The following is a 17,530-nucleotide window of genomic DNA, read 5'->3' as shown; positions in this document are numbered from 1 at the left end:
GCGCCCGCACGGTGGGTACGCTCGTCGCACGTCCCTCCGGGACGTCCCACCACCCGTACGACGACGAAGGCCAGGCACCGATGATCCAGATCGCCACGTCGCCCGCGACGACGACGTTGACGATCACCGGCGACCTCGACCTCGCCGAGCGTGACCAGTTCCCCGAGATCACGGCGCGCGTCGTCGGACTGCGACGCCAGCTGCTCGTCCTCGACATGTGCGGCGTGACGTTCATGGACTCGACAGGCGCCGCGTTCCTCATCTCCCTCGCGGACGCGGGACGTCGACGGGGTGGCGCCACGGTCCTGCGGGGCTGCGACGAGCGAGACCTCTTCGTGCTCGAGGTGTGCGGGGCGCTCGACCTCTTCCGCATCGACACGGATCACGCGTGCGCGCGCGACGACGCGTCAGCCTGACCCACGGTCACCGAGCGCGCAGGCGCGCCCACACGATCTTGCCGTCGTTCGCCGCACGCCAGCCCCAGTCGGCGAGCCGGTCGACGATCTGCACGCCGTAGCCGCCGACGCCGTGCGCGTGCCCGTCGAGCTTGACGGGCGGCGCCGGGTTGGAGTCCTCGACCTCGATGCGCAGGCCGTCGCCCGTATCGAAGAGCCGCAGCTCGACGGTCCCCCACCCGTGGAGGACGGCGTTCGCGACGAGCTCGGAGACGACGAGCTCCGCGTCCGCGACCTTGTCGATCCCCCACGCCTCACAGGTCCGCAGGACTGCATGACGGGACCGTGCGATCGCCGTCGGGTCCGACGGCATCGACCAGCGTCGGGAGCGCGGTCCCGCCGAGCTTGCGGACACCGGGCCGCCCGCCCGCGGCACACGGGCGATGACGACGGCGACGTCGTCCTCAGGGGAGTCGGCGAGCGCGGCGAGCAGCTCCTCGCCGATGCCCGCGGCGTCGTCGGCCTGCGTCCGGGCGGCTGCCGCGAGGAGCGCCTCGAGCCCTGCCCGCAGGGGGCGTTCGCGTCGTTCGATGAGCCCGTCCGTGTAGAGGATGAGCGTGTCCCCGGGGACGAGCACGGCGCGGCCGCCCGTGCGGGCGCGCCGTCCGAAGCCGATGAGCGCGCCCGACCCCTGGGCGAGCTGCGTCGCCTGGCCGTCGCGCACGAGCACCGCAGGCAGGTGCCCGGCGCGCGCGTACTCGAAGATCCATGAGCCAGGCGTGCCGACGCGCGGCATGAGCGTGCCGTAGACCGCGCTCGCCCCGCGCGGGGCGCGCATGCCACGCATGAGCTGGTCGGTGCGGTCGAGCACCGACGCGGGCGTACCACCCTCGAACGCGTACGCCCGCACGACAGAGCGGAGCTGCCCCATGAGCGCGGCCGCCTCGACGTCGTGCCCGACGACGTCCCCGACGACGACGCCGGCGACGCCCGGCGCGACCTCGAGCACGTCGTACCAGTCACCGCCGACCTGGGCGTGCGCGACGGACGGCGCGTAGTACGTCCACAGGTCGAGGCCGTCGATCTCGACCTGCTGCGGCAGGAGTGAACGCTGCATCGTCTCGGCGAGCTCGTGCTCGCGCGCGTAGAGGCGTGCGTTGTCGAGCGCGAGACCGATGCGCCGGACGACGACGTCGAGCACCTGCTCGAGCTCCTCGGTGAGCCGCGGCGTGCCATCGGACTCGTGGACGGCGTGGGCGAGCAGCGCGAGGACGGAACGCGACCCGTGGATGGCGACGACGCGCACGCGCGGCGAGAGGAGCGCAAGGCCCGGTTCTGCGGCGAGGAGCTGCCCCTGGACGAGCGCCGCCGCGCTCTCGGTCGGGTGGACGAGCGTGAGGTCGAGGATCGCCTCGGGCTGGAGACCCCCGAGAACCCGGTCGATCTCGTGCGCGCCCGTCGGGTCGCCCGGAGGGACACGTCGCAGCGTCCGCCGCCGGTCCGACGCCGGCCGTTGGCCGTCGCCCCGTCCCGTGTCGAGCCCGACGAGCCGGAGGCCGCCCTCGACGATGAACGCCCCGGCCCACGGCACGAGCGACGGTGCGAGCAGCGCGCTCACCTGAGCGAGCGCCTCGTCGGCGTCGGGTTCCGACAGCACGTCCGAGACGCGTGAGAGGAGCGCGAGGTGCAGGCGCGCGCGGCGTTCGGCACGCACCGCGTCCCGGAGGTGAACGCTGCGCTCGACCGTTCCGGTGACGTCGGAGAACGACGCGATCCACATCTCGGCGGGCCCGTCACCCGCCGGCATGGCTGGCGCGGCCGCGAGCACCGTCGCGACGTCGCCGGCCGGAACCGCTGTCAGGCACAGAGCGAGCCACACCGCGGCACCGTCGGGACGTCGGAACGGCAGGGTGATCGACGCCGCGCGCCCCGCCCGCACCTCGTCCGCGAGCGACGCGACGCCGACCTCCGACCACTGGTCGGAGTAGAAGAGTCGCGGCTCGAGCCCGACGACCTCGTGCGCGGCATAGCCCGTGACCCGCGTGAACACGTCGTTGACCCAGAGCATGCGGACGACGCCGTCACGCACCGCGAGCACCGTCACACCGACGCCGACGTGCTGCGCGGCGAGGGCAGGGAGCAGCGCGACGACCTCCGCAGGGGCGACGACCGGCACGGCGCCGCCCGGCACCGTCTCACGTCCGTCCACCCTGCTGCTCCTCCAGTCCGCTCCTCCAGTCCTCGCAGGGTACTTGGCCGGACGCGCCCGTGCCCGGACCGACCGCGCGTCCCGCTCCTCGGACGTCCTCGGCGGCCCCCGCTGAGGACAGCCCGCGACGCAACGGCCACGACGTGCGAAGATTCGACCGGGAACCACCCACCCGAGGACGTGAGGAGCACGCAGTGCGCGACGAGAACGCCGCCGGCGACGACATCGCCCCTGTCCAGGACGAGCCCGGGACGCTGCATGTCCTCGTGGGCGCGAACCGCACGCGCATCGTCCTGTCGGGAGAGATCGACGCGAACCTCGCCCCCGAGTTCAGCGATGCGATGGCGGACGCGCAGGAGATCGGCCTTCCCGTCGAGGTCGACGCCCACCATGTGACGTTCATGGATTCCTCCGGCGTCGCGTTCCTCGCGCGGCTCGCGGCACAGGCTCCGCAGAAGGTGCGGGTGCTGCGCGCGCCCCAGACGATGCGCTTCCTCCTCGAGGTGACGCGCGTCGGCGAGCTCGTCGAGATCCTCGACGAGGACCCAGGCTTCGAGTTCGCGCCCATCGACGAGTTCACGATCGAGCGGCTGCCCGGGCAGCCCTTCCCGCCTCGCTGACCGCGGGCTACCCGCCGAAGACCTCGCGCGCGTCGGCGAGCGTCCCGCGCAGGACGTAGCCGACCGGGTTCGCCGCGAGCGGAGCGAGGACACCGTCCGCCCCGACGGTGAAGATCGACTGCTCCGGGCTCACGAGCGCGAGCCGGCCACCCGTGCCCGCCGTCGTGACGAGCAGGTACTCGTCGCCGACGCTCATCTGCGCGACGCCCGGGACGACGAACGTCACACCGCCGAGCGTCCCGCCCGTCTGCGGGACCGTCACCGTGGCCCCGACCTCGACCTCGCCTCGCAGCACCTTGGTCACCTCGAGGGAGTGCGCCGTCGCGACGTACCCGTGACGTCGCGCGAGGTGCGCGTCGATCTCGTCGTCCGACAGCCCCGCCTGCGGGTTGAGCTGCGGGTCGTCGCTCGAGGTGTCGGGGACCAGCGAGACGTACTCGGCCTCCGAGGCGCGCACGACGCCGCGGACGACCGTGTCGGCAGCGTCGCTGAGCTCGTCGGCCGTCGGGTAGACGACGTGGTCGACCATCATCGTCACCGTCCCCGTCGCCCGGGCGTCGTCGGGTGCCGGGATGCACGCGGCCAGCACGCCCAGCGTCACAAGGGCCACCGCGGGCAGGCCGAGGCGGGAGTGCTGCAGCATCATGAGGCGCCTCGTCTCGTCGTCGGTCCGCAGGATCGCGCCGTGGGGCTCACGCACCCACGCGTCCCGTCCCGTCCTTTCACACCGTCTGTGTGGTGAGCCCGGTCTCGCTTGCACGGCCGTCGACGACGAAGGCTCCCACCCTGGAGGGTGGGAGCCTTCGTCGCTAGCAGGTGCCCGTCAGGGCGTGCGCGTCAGCGTCAGAGCTTCTGACCGGCCGAGCGGAGCTGCTGGGCAGCCTCGACGATGCGCGCGGCCATGCCGGCCTCGGCGAGCTTGCCCCACGCACGCGGGTCGTACGCCTTCTTGTTGCCGACCTCGCCGTCCACCTTGAGGACGCCGTCGTAGTTGCGGAAGAAGTGGTCCGCGACGGGACGCGAGAACGCGTACTGCGTGTCGGTGTCGATGTTCATCTTGATGACGCCGTTGTCGACCGCCTCGGCGATCTCCTCGGCCGTCGAGCCCGAGCCGCCGTGGAAGACGAGGTCGAACGGGTTCTCCTTGCCGACCGCGGCACCGACGCCGTCCTGGATCTCACGGAGGAGCGACGGGCGGAGCTTGACCGCGCCCGGCTTGTAGACGCCGTGGACGTTGCCGAACGTCAGGGCCGTGAGGTAGCGGCCCTTCTCGCCCGTGCCGAGCGCCTTGACCGTCGCGAGGCCATCCTCGACCGTCGTGTAGAGCTTCTCGTTGATCTCGGCCTCGTGGCCGTCCTCCTCGCCACCGACGACGCCGACCTCGATCTCGAGGAGCGTGCGGGCGGCCTGGGAGAGCGCGAGGAGCTCCTCGGCGATGACGAGGTTCTCGTCGAGCGGGATGTTCGAGCCGTCGAACATGTGCGACTGGAACGTCGGGTTCTTGCCGGCCTTGACCTGCTCGGCCTCGATCGCGAGGAGCGGGCGGACCCAGGAGTCGAGGTTCTGCTTGGTGCAGTGGTCGGTGTGGAGGGCGATCGTCACGCCGTAACCCTTGGCGACCTCGGCCGCGTACGCGGCGAGCGCGAGGGAGCCGGCGACGCGGTCCTTGACGGTCGAGCCGGACGCGTACTCCGCGCCACCGACCGACACCTGGATGATGCCGTCGCTCTCAGCCTCGGCGAAGCCCTGGATGGCGGCCGTGACGGTCTGCGAGGACGTGATGTTGACAGCGGGGTAGGCGAACTTGCCAGCCTTCGCCCGGTCGATCATCTCGGCGTAGACCTCGGGGGTTGCGATGGCCATGAAGAGTCTCCTGTTGAGCGTGGGGTTTCTAAGGAACTTCCAGGGGATAGTTTCTCACGTTCCGTGCCGGAGCGGGGTGGGCCGTTCGACCCGCGGTCGTCCGACGTCCGTCCGGTGGGTGAACGGTGTGTCCCGGGGGCCGGGACCGCCTCAGGACTCGGTGAGCCGTCCTGCGTCGAGACGCCAGCGTCGGGTCATGTAGACCGCGTCGAGCATCCGGCGGTCGTGCGTGACGAGCAGCAGCGTGCCCGTGTAGGCCGCGAGCGCCTCCTCGAGCTGCTCGATCGCGGGCAGGTCGAGGTGGTTCGTCGGCTCGTCGAGCACGAGGAGGTTGACGCCGCGCGCCTGGAGCAGCGCGAGCGACGCACGCGTGCGCTCCCCCGGCGACAGCGACGCGAGGGGACGCAGCACGTGGTCGGCGCGCAGCCCGAACTTCGCGAGCAGCGTGCGCACGTCGGCCGGCGCCATGTCGGGGACCTGCGCGCAGAACGCGTCGAGCAGCCCCTGCCCGTGCTCGGACGCGAGCGCCGCACGCGCCTGGTCGACCTCGCCGATCGCGACCGACGCGCCGAGGCTCGCGGCACCGGACGCGAGCTCGGCACGGCCGAGCAGTGCCGCGAGGAGCGTCGTTTTGCCCGAGCCGTTCGCGCCCGTGATCGCGACACGATCGCCGGCGTCGAGCTGGAGGTCGACCGGTCCGAGCGTGAAGGCCGGCGTCCCCTCGGGGGCCTCGCCGCGGTGGACGACGGCGCCGCGCAGCGTCGCGACGACGCTCGACGAGCGCGGCGCAGCCGCGATCGAGTACCGCAGCTCCCACTCCTTGCGCGGCTCGACGACCTCCTCGAGCCGCTCGATCATCCGCTGTGTCTGGCGTGCCTTCGCCGCCTGCTTCTCGGAGCCCTCGCGGTGCGCGTGCTTGATGTGCTTGTCAGGGTCCGACGACTTCTTCACCGCGTCCCGCACGCCCTTGGCGAGCCACTGCCGCTGCATCTGCGCCCGGGACTCGAGGGCGCCGAGCCGGCCCGCGTACTCGTCGTACGCCTCGCGCGCGTGGCGGCGGGCCGTCGCCCGCTCCTCGAGGTACGCCTCGTAGCCGCCCGCGTACACGCCGACCTGCTGCTGAGCGAGGTCGAGCTCGACGACGCGCGTCACGCAGCGTGCGAGGAACTCGCGGTCGTGGGAGACGACGACGATGCCGGCACGCTGCTCCGCGACGAACCGTTCGAGGCGTGCGAGGCCGTCGAGGTCGAGGTCGTTCGTCGGCTCGTCGAGCAGGAGGACGTCGAAGCGCGACAGGAGGAGGGCCGCGAGTCCGAGGCGTGCGGCCTGCCCGCCCGAGAGCCCGACGACAGGGTGGCCAGGGTCGACGTCGAGGCCGAGGTCCGCGAGGACGGCTCCCGTGCGGTCCTCGAGGTCGGCCGCGCCGAGGGCGAGCCAGCGCTCGAGGGCATCGGCGTAGGCGTCGTCGGCCCCCGGGGCCCCCTCGACGAGCGCGGTCGTCGTCGCGTCAAGCGCGGCCTGGGCGTCCGCGACGCCCGTGCGGCGGGCGAGGTAGGCGCCGACGGTCTCGTCGGGCAGGCGTTCGACCTCCTGTGCGAGGCGTCCGACGACCGCACCGGGAGGGCTGAGCGACACCGTGCCCGCGGCGGGCTCGTCGGTGCCGGCGAGGAGGCGCAGGAGCGTCGACTTGCCGGCGCCGTTGGCGCCGACGAGGCCGACGACGTCGCCCGGGGCGACGACGAGGTCGAGCCCCGAGAAGAGGGTGCGGTCGGCGTGCCCGGCGGCGAGCGACTTGGCGACGAGGGTGGCGGTCACGGGCACCATCCTCCCCCGTCCCCACCCCCTCGATAGCCGATCCCTGCACGTCACATGGACCGATCGGCTATCGAGCGGCTCAGGTCTGGCCCGTGCAGCGCTCGATAGTGGATCCGTGCGGGACACGTGGGCGGATCGGCTATCGAGTCAACTGTGTGGCGGTGGGGAGGGGGCGGTGAGGTGGTGGGGCGTGGTGGCGGGGGTGGGGCGAGTGGTCAGGGCAGCGTCGCGTGCTGGCGGATCCACGCGTGCATCGCGATCGCCGCCGCCGCGCCCGCGTTGAGCGAGCGCGTCGAGCCGAACTGCGTGACGTGGAGGACCCTCGTGCACGCGTCGAGCGCCTCGGGCGTGAGCCCCGCACCCTCCTGCCCGAGCAGCATGAGGCACCGCGCCGGGAGCTCCGCCGTCTCGATCGGCACCGACCCCGGCACGTTGTCGATCCCCACGACCGGCAGGTCTTCCGCGCTCGCCCACGCGAGGAGGTCCGCGACGCTCGCGTGGTGCCGCAGGTGCTGGTAGCGGTCCGTCACCATCGCCCCGCGCCGGTTCCAGCGACGCCGCCCGACGACGTGCACCTCACGCACGAGGAACGCGTTCGCCGTCCGCACGACCGAGCCGATGTTGAGGTCGTGGTGCCAGTTCTCGATCGCGACGTGCAGGTCGTGACGCCGGGTGTCGAGGTCGGCGACGATCGCGGCGAGCGTCCAGTACCGGAACTCGTCGACGACGTTGCGTCGGTCGCCGTCGCGCAGCAGCTCGGGGTCGTAGCGCGGGTCGAGCGACCCGTCGGGCAGTCGCGGCCACGCCGCCTCACCACCCGGCCACGGGCCGACGCCCACCTCGCGCTCCTCCCCCGACAGGGTGCGCTCGATGTCGGACGTCGCATCGGGCGGAGCGTCGTCGGACGTCGCATCGGGCAGAGCCGCGTCGGGCACGGGAGGGCGGGGCACGCGACCATCGTCGCGCACCGACGACGCGCGGCCGCATCGCGGCCGCATCGCGGCCGCCTCACGGGCCCTCCGCACACCTAGGCTGGGACGAGGACCCGCACCCGTCCCAAGGAGGACCCGTGACCCACGACGACCAGTCCGCTAGCGCCCAGGCCGCGGCCGACCACCACCGCATCGACTGCTGGCTCACCGACATGGACGGCGTGCTCGTCCACGAGAACGAGGCGCTGCCCGGCGCGGCCGAGTTCATCCGGACGCTGCGCGACAAGGACCGTCCGTTCCTCGTCCTCACGAACAACTCGATCTTCACCGACCGCGACCTGCGCGCCCGCCTCGCGTCGAGCGGCATCGACGTACCGATCGAGGCGATCTGGACGTCTGCGCTCGCGACCGCGACGTTCCTGCGCACGCAGTCGCCCGGCGGCAGTGCGTACGTCATCGGTGAGGCCGGGCTCACGACGGCCCTCTACGAGGCCGGGTACACGCTCACCGACAAGTCGCCCGACTACGTCGTCCTCGGCGAGACCCGCACGTACTCGTTCGAGGCCATCACGACGGCCGTCCGCCTCATCCTCGGCGGCGCCCGCTTCATCGCGACGAACCCGGACGTCACGGGGCCGAGCGGTGACGGCCCCCTGCCCGCGACGGGCGCGGTCGCCGCGATGATCACCAAGGCGACGGGCCGCGAGCCGTACTTCGTCGGCAAGCCCAACCCCATGATGTTCCGCTCGGCGCTCAACCGGATCGACGCGCACTCGCGCGTCACCGCGATGATCGGCGACCGCATGGACACGGACATCGTCGCGGGCATCGAGGCCGGCCTCGAGACGTTCCTCGTGCTCACGGGCTCGACGTCGGCCGAGGAGGTCGAGACGTACCCGTTCCGACCCAGCCGCGTCGTCGCGGGAATCGGGGACCTCATCCCGCTTATCTGACGCGTTCCCGGGGCTCGGCCCTGGACCTGGTTCGGTCCGGGTACGACGACGGGGGCCGTGCACGCGACGTGTGCACGGCCCCCGTCGTCAGGCGTCAGGCCTCGAGCCGCGCCCGACGCCGCTGCAGCGCGACGAACCCGAGCCCGAGCACGACGAACGCCGCCGCGACGCCGCCAAGGCCAGCCGTCTCCGCACCCGTCGTCGGGAGCGTGCCCGAGTCAGGCGTGCAGTCGGTCTCCGCGCCGAGCGGGAGCGTGAAGGCGACGGGCGCGAGCTGCTCGCCCGCCTCGTAGAAGCCCGAGAACGCCTTGGCGCCAGCCGCGGTGAGCGTCGCAGGAACACCGCTGTAGGCGATCCTGCCGCCGCTCGTCCCGCCGTGCCCGGCAAGCGCGAGCGTCGCGAACGTCAGACCGGAGTACGCGAAGTCCTCGCCCTCGAGCGTCGTGCCCGCGACGTCGAGCACGAGGTACCCCGTCGAGCCGGCGACGACGACGCGCGGGTTCGCGAACCGCACCTCGAGCTTGCCGTCGTGGCCCGACGTCGTCACGGACCCGGCGAACCGGACCGTGCCGCGCGAGTCGACCGTGTTGAGCGCGCCCGAGCCGCCCGACCACGTGAACTTCCCGCCCGAGCGACGCGAGCCCGAGGTCGCGATCGAGCCCTGCGCGATCGTCCCCTCGATGTAGCTGACGAACGAGTCCTTGATCGCCCAGGAGAGCGTCGCGCCCGCGACGACGCGAGCCGTGCACGTCGGGGCGTCGGACGTCGTCGCCGTGTCGGACGGTTCGACGGTCGGTCCGTCCGACGGCGCTGTCGTCGGCTCGGAGGCCGCGACGACGCGGAACGAGCGCTTCACCGAGCCCTCGACGCCCGCAGCAGTGAGCACGAACGTGTGCCGGCCCGTGGGGAAGCTCGCGGGCACCTTGAACGTGTACGTCACCGATCCCCGCGCGGACGCGCGACGCGTGCCGAGCCGCACGGGGTCGGAGCGGACCTCGGCCGACGTGCTCGCACGCGCCGGGAGTCCTGTCGTCGTGAACGTCACCGTGCCGCCCTGCTCGACCGCCGTGCCGTCGGCGTCGCCGCCGATCGTCACGCGCGGCGCGGGGGTCGTCGTCGGCGTGTCGGTGCCGGGTTCATCGGTGCCAGGCACGTCGCACGTCTCGGTGACCGTGAGGGTCGCACTCACGGGCTCGAGCGCATCGCCCGCCTTGTAGAACCCCGCGAAGACCGGCTCGCCCGACGCCACGAGCGTGACCGGAGCGTTGACGATGCGGGTCGTCGCACCCGACGTCGTCACCGCGCCCGTGAGGTCGACGGTCCCGACGACGACGTCGTCGAGGCGCTGCGCGGGGTTGCCGAGGTACGCCCTGATGCTCGCATCGACGCGGATCTCGCCGCGCGTCGCCGAGGTGACGACGAGGCGCACGTCGGACAGGGTCATGTCGAGCTCGTCGTGGTGGCCGGTGAGTCGCAGCGAACCGGGGAACGCGACCGAGGCCCGGCCAGGCGTCGCGGTCCCCGTGCCCTTCGACCACACGAAGCGGCCGTCCTCGAGCCCGACGCCCGTGCGTGTGACCTTCCCGCCCGCGATCGGTCCCGTGAGGTAGTCGACGAACGATCTCTTGATGCCCCAGGCGAGGGACGAGGATGCGACGGTGTCGTCGACCGTGCACGACGGCGGCGTGCTCGTCGAGGTGTCGGTGGGCTCGTCCGAGGGCTCACCGGACGGCTCGTCCGTCGGCTTGTCCGTCGGCTTGTCGGACGGCTTGTCGGTGGGGGTCGCCGTGGAGCCGTCCGTCGGCTCAGTCGTCGGCGGCGTGGCGGGTGCGAACGTCACAGGCGTCGCCGTCTCGTACGCAGCATGCTTGGCACCGCTGCCCGGGTACGTGTAGATCCCCCACTCACCGGACGCCGCCAGCATCGCCTCCGTCCGCGTGAGCGTCAGCGTCGTCTCGAACGACCCGTCCGCGGCGAGCTCGATCGCACCCCTGGCAGAGCCTCCGATCATGTCCACGTCCGCCGCGAGGACGGCCCACTTGTTGTCACCCAGCACACGCGCGCTCGACGGCGCCCCCGCGCTCGGCTTCCAGTCCGCAGCGAATCGGCCGAAGCCCACGTAGATCCCCGTGAACTTCCCCGCCAGCGGCGGGCGACTCCCCACGGGAGCCCCTTCCGCGACGAACCCAGTCCCCCGGACCGTCACGGTCTCACCGTCGAGGAGACCTGACACCTTCGAGACGGTCACCGTCGGGGCTGGCGGCGCGAACGTCACAGGCGTCGCCGTCTCGTACGCAGCATGCTTGGCACCGCTGCCCGGGAACGTGTAGATCCCCCACTCACCGGACGCCGCCAGCATCGCCTCCGTCCGCGTGAGCGTGAGCGTCGTCTCGAACGACCCGTCCGCGGCGAGCTCGATCGCACCCCTGGCAGAGCCTCCGATCATGTCCACGTCCGCCGCGAGGACGGCCCACTTGTTGTCACCCAGCACACGCGCGCTCGACGGCGCCCCCGCGCTCGGCTTCCAGTCCGCAGCGAATCGGCCGAAGCCCACGTAGATCCCCGTGAACTTCCCCGCCAGCGGCGGGCGACTCCCCACGGGAGCCCCTTCCGCGACGAACCCAGTCCCCCGGACCGTCACGGTCTCACCGTCGAGGAGACCTGACACCTTCGAGACGGTCACCGTCGGGCCGGCGGGCTCGGCGGACGCCGGGGCCGCGAGGCCGACGACCGCGGCCGTCAGCGTCACGGCAAGGACGGCAAGGGCCGCGACGGCGGACCTCGCTCGGGACAGCAGCTGCAACGGAAGCTCCTCGGTCATAGGACGTGCCCTCGTCCGGGACCCGGCGGGAGCACTGAGGTGAGGCTTGCCTCACCTAAGCGCGCCTCACGTTAGTCGTAGGACCTTCGTCCGTCGACTCGTCTGACAGCTCGTCATCACAGGGTGAGACGACGCGGTCGTCAACGCCTCAGCGCGCGCCACCCGAGGACCGCCGCGACAAGCGCGGCGACGAGGCCGAGACCCCCGCGCCCGTCGGCCGCGAACCCGCCCGCGACGCCCGCCGCGAGCACGAGCAGCGGCCCGTCCGCGAGCCACACGGCGCGCCCGGCAGCGGACAGGTCACCCATGGGCGTGACGATCGGCACGAGCATCTCGACGGGCATGACGCCCTTGAGGACGTCGGCGAGCCGCACGGCGACGACGACGCCGACGACGGCCGTCGCCAGCCCCACGGGGGCGCCCGCCAGCGCCGCCCCCGCGCCCGCGAGCCCAATCCCTGCGAGGGTCGGCCACACCGCGTGGAGCCCGCGCAGCGCTGGCCGCGACAGCCCGTACTGCGCCGAGCCCTCGCCGAGCGCAGCCGCGTGCCGGAGCCCGTCGCAGAGCACCGACACCCCTGCGTAGGTGAGGATCGCGGCGAGCACGGGCCCGACGGCGAGCGTCGTACCGGACAGCTCCGCCCCGACGACAGCTCCCGCGAGGACGAGCGCGACGACGCCGCCGAGCAGCCGAGCCGGCGTCCGCAACGACCCGACGACGTCAGCGACGACGACCGCTGCAGGACCCCGCACGTGCCCGACGGCCGCGAGCCGCCGTCCCACGCTCGGCAGGGCACGGTAGACCTCGCCCGATGCCTGGAGATCCATCGCGTCGACGAGGGCCTGCGCACGCTGTGCACGGACCGCCTGTCCGACGATCCGCCGCGTCGCGAGCCGTTCGAGCCCCGCGCGCAGCGGGGCGACCATGCCGAGCGCGAGGACGACGCCTGCGACGATCCCGCCGGCGTGCGCGCCCGCATCTGGCCACGCAGCGCTGTGCCACGCCGTGCCGACGAGCGCCCACGGCGCCCACGTCCACGCCCCCGCGACGGCGAGGGCCGCACCCGCGGCGAGCGCCCCCGCGGCGGCTGCGAACGTCCGCGCTCCGATGACCTGGCCCGCGAGCCATCCCCCCGCTGTGACGAGCCCCGCGACCGCACCGACGGCGACGACCAGCCCCGCGCCGCGGGGCGTCGCGGCCCCGAGGTCGACGAGCGCGGCGACAGGGATCGCGGGCACGAGGGCCCCGGCGACGACGAGCGCGAGCGTCGCCCGGAGGACGGGCCCACCGAAGGACCGCGTGCGCGGAACGCCCGCATCGCCGAGCACAGCGGCGGGGAACGGCGGCCGGAGCGCGGGCCCGCGCTCGCGCCCGACGACGAGCGCCGCGAGCCACACGAGCGCCGTCGCTGCGGCCCACGTCGACGGCACCGACTGGTCAGTGAGGACCGCGCGCCCATCCGCGCCCGTCGCGAGCAGCCACGCCGCCCGCACCCCGGGCCCGAGGAGGATGAGTGCGGAGAGGGCCACGATGTAGACGAGGTACGCGAGGTCGCCGAGCGCCCGCGGGGCACGCGCCGCCCACACGGCGAGGGCGCCGCGCACGCCGGCCGCGTCGGTGGCGGTCACGCGTCCGAGCGACCGTCGGCCGAGGCGTCCGGCACGTCGTCGTCTGGACCGTCGTCGTCTGCAACGTCGTTGTCGGGCACGTCGTCCGGAGCGCCCGGCACTGCCGGGACGAGCCGCAGCACCGGCCCGCCGAGCGCCGCCTCGAGCGCGTCGGAGTGCGTCGCGACGAGCAGCGTGGTGCCCGCGGCACGACGCTCGGCGAGGAGCTCGGCGACGGTCGCGACGCGGTCGGCGTCGAGCCGCTGCTCGGGCTCGTCGAGCAGGAGCAACGCGGACGGGCGTGCGAGGACGACGGCGATCGCGGCGAGCTGCGTCTGGCCCGAGGAGAGCTCGTGCGGGAAACGCGCGGCGAGCTCGGCGACACCGAGCCGTCCGAGGAGCTCGGTCGCGAACGTGCGCGCCGCCCGCACCGGGGTGCCCCACGTCGTCGCGACGAGCGCGACGTGCTCGGCGAGCGTGAGGTCGCGCGCGGGCACGGGGGACTCCACGGTCCCCGCGACGAGTTGCCGGAACGCGCGCCGCCGCGGGTCGGGGGCGCGACCGTCGACGGTCGCCGTGCCCGTCGTCGGGGCGCGAACTCCCGCCACGACACGCAGCAGCGTCGACTTGCCCGAGCCGTTCGGCCCGCGCACGACGAGCGTGCCGCCCGCAGGGACGGCAGCGCTCGTCGGGGTGAGCAGGGTCGAGCCGTCGAGCACGACGCTCACCGCGTCGAGCTCGACGGCGACGCCGGCTCCGGTCATGTCGTCAGGCTCGCTCAGGATCGCTCAGGAGAGGCCGAGGTCGTCGAGCCCGTAGAGGTAGAGGTAGCTGAGACCCTCGGCCTCGATCTTCTCGCGCGCTCCCGTGTTGCGGTCGACGATGACGGCGACGCCGACGACGTCCGCGCCAGCCTCGCGCAGCGCCTCGACGGCGGTGAGCACGGAGCCGCCCGTCGTCGAGGTGTCCTCGACCGCGACGACCTTGCGGCCCGCGACGTCGGGGCCCTCGATGCGGCGCTGCATGCCGTGCGCCTTGCCCTCCTTGCGGACGACGAACGCGTCGAGGTCCTGCCCGCGGGACGCGGCCGCGTGGAGCAGCGCGCCCGCGACAGGGTCGGCGCCGAGCGTGAGGCCGCCGACCGCGTCGATCTCGGCAGGGCCGAGCCCGGCCTCCTCGAGCGCGTCGAGCAGCACGTGCCCGACGAGCGGCGCAGCACGGTGGTGGAGCGTCACGCGGCGCAGGTCGACGTAGTAGTCGGCCTCCTTGCCGGACGCGAGGGTCACCTTGCCGTGGACGACGGCAAGCTCCTTGACGAGGTCGCGGAGCTGCTCGCGCGGGGACGGGGACAGGACGGCGTCATAGTCGGTCACAGGCCCAGCCTAACGATCCCCGAGGTGCCCGTGCCCCCGCGTTCCGCGAGATAGCGCCCAGCGGACGAGTCAGCGTGTGAGGCACGCTATCTCGGCTACGGGGCGCTATCTCGCGGGCCCGGGATGGCCCAGGACTACAACCCCGCGCGCTTCGTCAGGGCGCGCATCGCCTCGCGCGGGAGGTGGCGGGCGACCGTCGTCGCGACGCGGTAGCGCACCGACGGGACGGAGACGACGGCACCGCGGCGCACGTCCGCGAGCGCGACACGGACGACGTCGGCGCGGTCGAGCCAGAACCATCCGGGGCCGAGCCGCGTGAAGCCGGCGCGCTCGTGGAACTCGGTGCGCGTGAGGCCCGGGCACAGTGCGGTCGCGGTGACGCCCGTGCCCTCGAGCTCGACGGCGAGGCCCTCGGTGAAGGTCAGCACCCAGGCCTTCGCTGCGGAATACGTGCCGCTCACGGTGTGCGCGGCGACCGACGACACGTTGAGGATCGCGCCGCGACCGCGGTCCTTCATCGTGCGCGCAGCCGCGTGCGAGAGGGCCTGAACACTACGGACCATGACGTCGAGCAGCGCATCCTGCGCGTCGAGGTCGGAGCGCGTGAAGCGCTCGTGGACGGTGTAGCCGGCGTTGTTGACGAGGAGGCCGACGGGACGTTCGTCGGCCTCCAGCCGTGCGGCGACCCGCGCGACGTCCTCGCGGACGGAAAGGTCGGCGGGCAGGACCTCGACGTGGACGCCGGCTGCGGCGCGCAGCCTCACTGCGAGGGCCTCGAGCCGGGCCTCGTCGCGCGCGACGAGCACGAGGTCGTGCTTCGCCGTCGCGAGCTGCCACGCGAACTCCTCGCCGAGGCCCGCGCTCGCCCCGGTCACCAGTGCGGTTCCCATGCGCCCCACCCTACGGGTGGCCGCACTCCTCATCGTCGCGTGCAGGTGGGTAGCCTCGGGGTATGCGCATCGCGACGTGGAACATCAACTCGATCCGGGCGCGCGCCGACCGCGCGCTGGCCTTCCTCGAGCGCGAGGACGTCGACGTCCTCGCGCTGCAGGAGACCAAGTGCAAGGACGCGCAGTTCCCGCGCGAGGCCTTCGAGGCTGCAGGCTACGAGATCGCGACCTTCGGATTCTCGCAGTGGAACGGCGTCGCGATCCTCTCGCGCGTCGGGCTCGACGACGTCACCCCCGGGTTCGACGGCCAGCCCGAGTTCGGGGAGACGCCCGCGGTCGAGGCGCGTGCGCTCGGTGCGACGTGCGGCGGTGTGCGCGTGTGGAGCCTCTACGTGCCGCACGGTCGCGCGCTCGACAACCCGCACTACGCGTACAAGCTCGCGTGGCTCGGGCGCCTGCGCGAGCACGCCGTGGCGTGGGCGGACGCCGGGGACAAGGTCGCGCTCGTCGGCGACTGGAACGTCGTGCCCCTCGACACGGACGTGTGGGACGTCGCGGCGTTCGAGGGTCAGACGCACGTCTCGGAGCCGGAGCGGGAGGCGTTCCGTGCGTTCGCCGAGGCCGGGTACACGGAGGTCTCGCGTCAGTTCCTGCCCGACGAGCACCGCTACACGTACTGGGACTACCAGCAGCTGCGCTTCCCCCGCAACGAGGGCATGCGCATCGACTTCGCGTACACGTCGCCCGCGCTCACACCGCTCGTCACGGACGTGCGCATCGACCGCGACGAGCGGCGCGGCAAGGGTGCGTCCGACCACGTGCCGGTCATCGTCGACGTCGACACGTCGGCGCTGTGAGCGCGTCCGTCCCGCCGCCGGCGGAACCCGAGCCGGGTTCCGAGGGCTCCCCGGCGCCGCTCTTCGCCTCGCCCGACGGTCCGGCGCCCGCCGCGCCCGACCCGTGGTCGCTCCCCGTGCCGGCCGCGCCGCCGCCCGTCGTGCCCGAGTCGGAGCGGCTCGTCGGCTACGCGCCGCAGACCCACCTCGCCGACGGGTGGGACCCGCGCGCGCTCGGCACGCTCGCGCCGCCCGCGGCTCCCGCTCCGCGCGAGAGGCTCGCGGTCCCCGCGTTCGTCCTCGCGTGGGTGCTCGCCCCGGTCGGGGCCGTCCTCGGCGTCGTCGCGGCGGTCCGTGCGCGACGTGCGCGTCGCCGTGGCGTCGGCCTCGCGGTCGCGGCCGTCGTCGTCGGGCTCACCGTGAGCGTCGTCGTGCCGACCGTCGTGCTGCCGTCGTCGGAGGCGTGGGCGCGCGCCGTGGGCGCGACCGCTCCCCTCGGCGACGTCACCGGTCCCACGAGCGCGTACGCACGGCAGCTCCGGGACGGGCACTGCCTCGAGTCGCTGCCCGACGGGAACGTCCGGCGCGTGACGGTCGTGCCGTGCGACGGCCCGCACGCGGCGACGGTCGTCGCGGTCGTGCCGCTGCGCGGCAGCACGTGGCCGGGCGATGCCGAGGTGCTGCGCGTCGTCGAGACTCGGTGCCGCGTCACGGCGCCGTCGGGCACGGACGTTGTCGCGCTCACGCCGACGGCTGCAGGGTGGCGCGCGGGCGACCGCAGCGGCCTGTGCCTCGCGAGAGCCGCCACCGGCACGTGAAGAGAGAGTGAAGGCGTGTGACGGAGAGCACCCACCCCACAGCCCCGACGCCATGACCACTGACCTGCACCGCCACCCCAGCAACCTCACGAAACCGGACCGGAAGATGATGTGAAGGGCGTGCGCAACGTCGTGACCTGCCCGTGACACCACGCAGAACCGCAACCTAGCGTCGTTGACGCCCGCCACCACTCTCCCGGTGCGCGGGTGCCGTCCCGGACGCCGAGCGCTGCCGCCGGGAACGGCTCATCCTCATCCCACGGCAGCGACGGGGGACCCACCTTCGGCCGAGCACCAGCCGGCCTCGGGGTGAAGCCGCCGGACGTCACTGCGTCCAGCGGCCGGGCAGAACCTCAGCCCGAACCCGACAGCTCACCTCGCAGGCGTCGAGAGGTTCA

15 protein-coding genes and 1 riboswitch are annotated in these 17,530 nt (G+C 73.3%); of the genes, 5 read left to right on the top strand and 10 right to left on the bottom strand.

Going from position 1 to position 17,530, the window contains the following annotated elements:
* The first annotated feature begins 80 nt into the window (after positions 1 to 80).
* Complete coding sequence (locus tag IGS67_RS00250) at positions 81 to 416, top strand: STAS domain-containing protein (RefSeq protein ID WP_192277771.1); 336 nt, start codon at positions 81 to 83, stop codon at positions 414 to 416.
* A 7-nt stretch (positions 417 to 423) separates the two neighbouring features.
* On the opposite strand, the gene IGS67_RS14245 is transcribed toward IGS67_RS00250, so the two are convergent.
* Positions 424 to 2,604 carry an ATP-binding SpoIIE family protein phosphatase gene (locus IGS67_RS14245; protein WP_328741225.1) on the bottom strand — a complete coding sequence of 727 codons (2,181 nt, stop codon included), beginning with the start codon at positions 2,602 to 2,604 and terminating at the stop codon, positions 424 to 426.
* 194 nt (positions 2,605 to 2,798) lie between these two features.
* On the opposite strand from IGS67_RS14245, the gene IGS67_RS00240 reads away from it, so the two are divergent.
* Entirely contained in the window at positions 2,799 to 3,224 is a 426-nt protein-coding gene (locus IGS67_RS00240) for an STAS domain-containing protein (RefSeq protein ID WP_328741223.1), read from the top strand.
* 7 nt (positions 3,225 to 3,231) lie between these two features.
* Here IGS67_RS00240 and IGS67_RS00235 read toward each other — a convergent pair whose 3' ends face one another.
* From IGS67_RS00235 to IGS67_RS00220, 4 genes are all read right to left on the bottom strand, one after another.
* On the bottom strand, positions 3,232 to 3,924 hold the full coding sequence (locus IGS67_RS00235; protein WP_192276573.1) for a hypothetical protein: 693 nt from the start codon (positions 3,922 to 3,924) through the stop codon (positions 3,232 to 3,234).
* A gap of 143 nt (positions 3,925 to 4,067) precedes the next feature.
* A complete protein-coding gene (gene fbaA / locus IGS67_RS00230; RefSeq protein ID WP_102509927.1) occupies positions 4,068 to 5,087 on the bottom strand; it encodes a class II fructose-bisphosphate aldolase in 1,020 nt (339 codons plus the stop codon).
* A 150-nt stretch (positions 5,088 to 5,237) separates the two neighbouring features.
* Positions 5,238 to 6,902: an ABC-F family ATP-binding cassette domain-containing protein gene (locus tag IGS67_RS00225; protein WP_192276570.1), complete on the bottom strand. Its 1,665-nt coding sequence runs from the start codon at positions 6,900 to 6,902 to the stop codon at positions 5,238 to 5,240.
* A gap of 215 nt (positions 6,903 to 7,117) precedes the next feature.
* Positions 7,118 to 7,852, bottom strand: a complete 735-nt coding sequence (locus tag IGS67_RS00220; RefSeq protein ID WP_407925795.1) for a TrmH family RNA methyltransferase — start codon at positions 7,850 to 7,852, stop codon at positions 7,118 to 7,120.
* Between the two features lie 119 nt (positions 7,853 to 7,971).
* Between IGS67_RS00220 and IGS67_RS00215 the strand changes: the two genes are divergently transcribed.
* Positions 7,972 to 8,787, top strand: coding sequence for an HAD-IIA family hydrolase (locus IGS67_RS00215; RefSeq protein ID WP_407925794.1), 816 nt, complete (start codon positions 7,972 to 7,974; stop codon positions 8,785 to 8,787).
* A gap of 94 nt (positions 8,788 to 8,881) precedes the next feature.
* Here IGS67_RS00215 and IGS67_RS00210 read toward each other — a convergent pair whose 3' ends face one another.
* From IGS67_RS00210 to IGS67_RS00190, 5 genes are all read right to left on the bottom strand, one after another.
* The gene (locus IGS67_RS00210) at positions 8,882 to 11,608 is read right to left on the bottom strand and encodes an HtaA domain-containing protein (protein WP_192276564.1); all 2,727 of its coding nucleotides are present in this window, start codon (positions 11,606 to 11,608) and stop codon (positions 8,882 to 8,884) included.
* Between the two features lie 140 nt (positions 11,609 to 11,748).
* On the bottom strand, positions 11,749 to 13,236 hold the full coding sequence (locus tag IGS67_RS00205) for a hypothetical protein (protein WP_192276561.1): 1,488 nt from the start codon (positions 13,234 to 13,236) through the stop codon (positions 11,749 to 11,751).
* On the bottom strand, positions 13,233 to 13,979 hold the full coding sequence (locus IGS67_RS00200; RefSeq protein WP_192276557.1) for an ABC transporter ATP-binding protein: 747 nt from the start codon (positions 13,977 to 13,979) through the stop codon (positions 13,233 to 13,235). Before IGS67_RS00200 ends, IGS67_RS00205 begins: the two co-directional genes overlap by 4 nt.
* Positions 13,980 to 14,003: 24 nt before the next feature.
* Complete coding sequence (gene pyrE, locus IGS67_RS00195; protein WP_192276554.1) at positions 14,004 to 14,588, bottom strand: orotate phosphoribosyltransferase; 585 nt, start codon at positions 14,586 to 14,588, stop codon at positions 14,004 to 14,006.
* A gap of 134 nt (positions 14,589 to 14,722) precedes the next feature.
* Positions 14,723 to 15,478 carry an SDR family NAD(P)-dependent oxidoreductase gene (locus IGS67_RS00190; RefSeq protein WP_192276551.1) on the bottom strand — a complete coding sequence of 252 codons (756 nt, stop codon included), beginning with the start codon at positions 15,476 to 15,478 and terminating at the stop codon, positions 14,723 to 14,725.
* 62 nt (positions 15,479 to 15,540) lie between these two features.
* On the opposite strand from IGS67_RS00190, the gene IGS67_RS00185 reads away from it, so the two are divergent.
* Together IGS67_RS00185 and IGS67_RS00180 are read left to right on the top strand one after the other, a co-directional pair.
* The gene (locus tag IGS67_RS00185) at positions 15,541 to 16,335 is read left to right on the top strand and encodes an exodeoxyribonuclease III (RefSeq protein ID WP_192276548.1); all 795 of its coding nucleotides are present in this window, start codon (positions 15,541 to 15,543) and stop codon (positions 16,333 to 16,335) included.
* Entirely contained in the window at positions 16,332 to 17,132 is an 801-nt protein-coding gene (locus tag IGS67_RS00180; protein ID WP_192276545.1) for a hypothetical protein, read from the top strand. Before IGS67_RS00185 ends, IGS67_RS00180 begins: the two co-directional genes overlap by 4 nt.
* 246 nt (positions 17,133 to 17,378) lie before the next feature.
* Positions 17,379 to 17,530, top strand: a riboswitch (cyclic di-AMP (ydaO/yuaA leader).

The sequence above is a fragment of the Flavimobilis rhizosphaerae genome (assembly GCF_014852685.1).
GTDB lineage: Bacteria > Actinomycetota > Actinomycetes > Actinomycetales > Cellulomonadaceae > Flavimobilis > Flavimobilis rhizosphaerae.
This window is presented reverse-complemented; position numbering and strand designations above follow the sequence as displayed.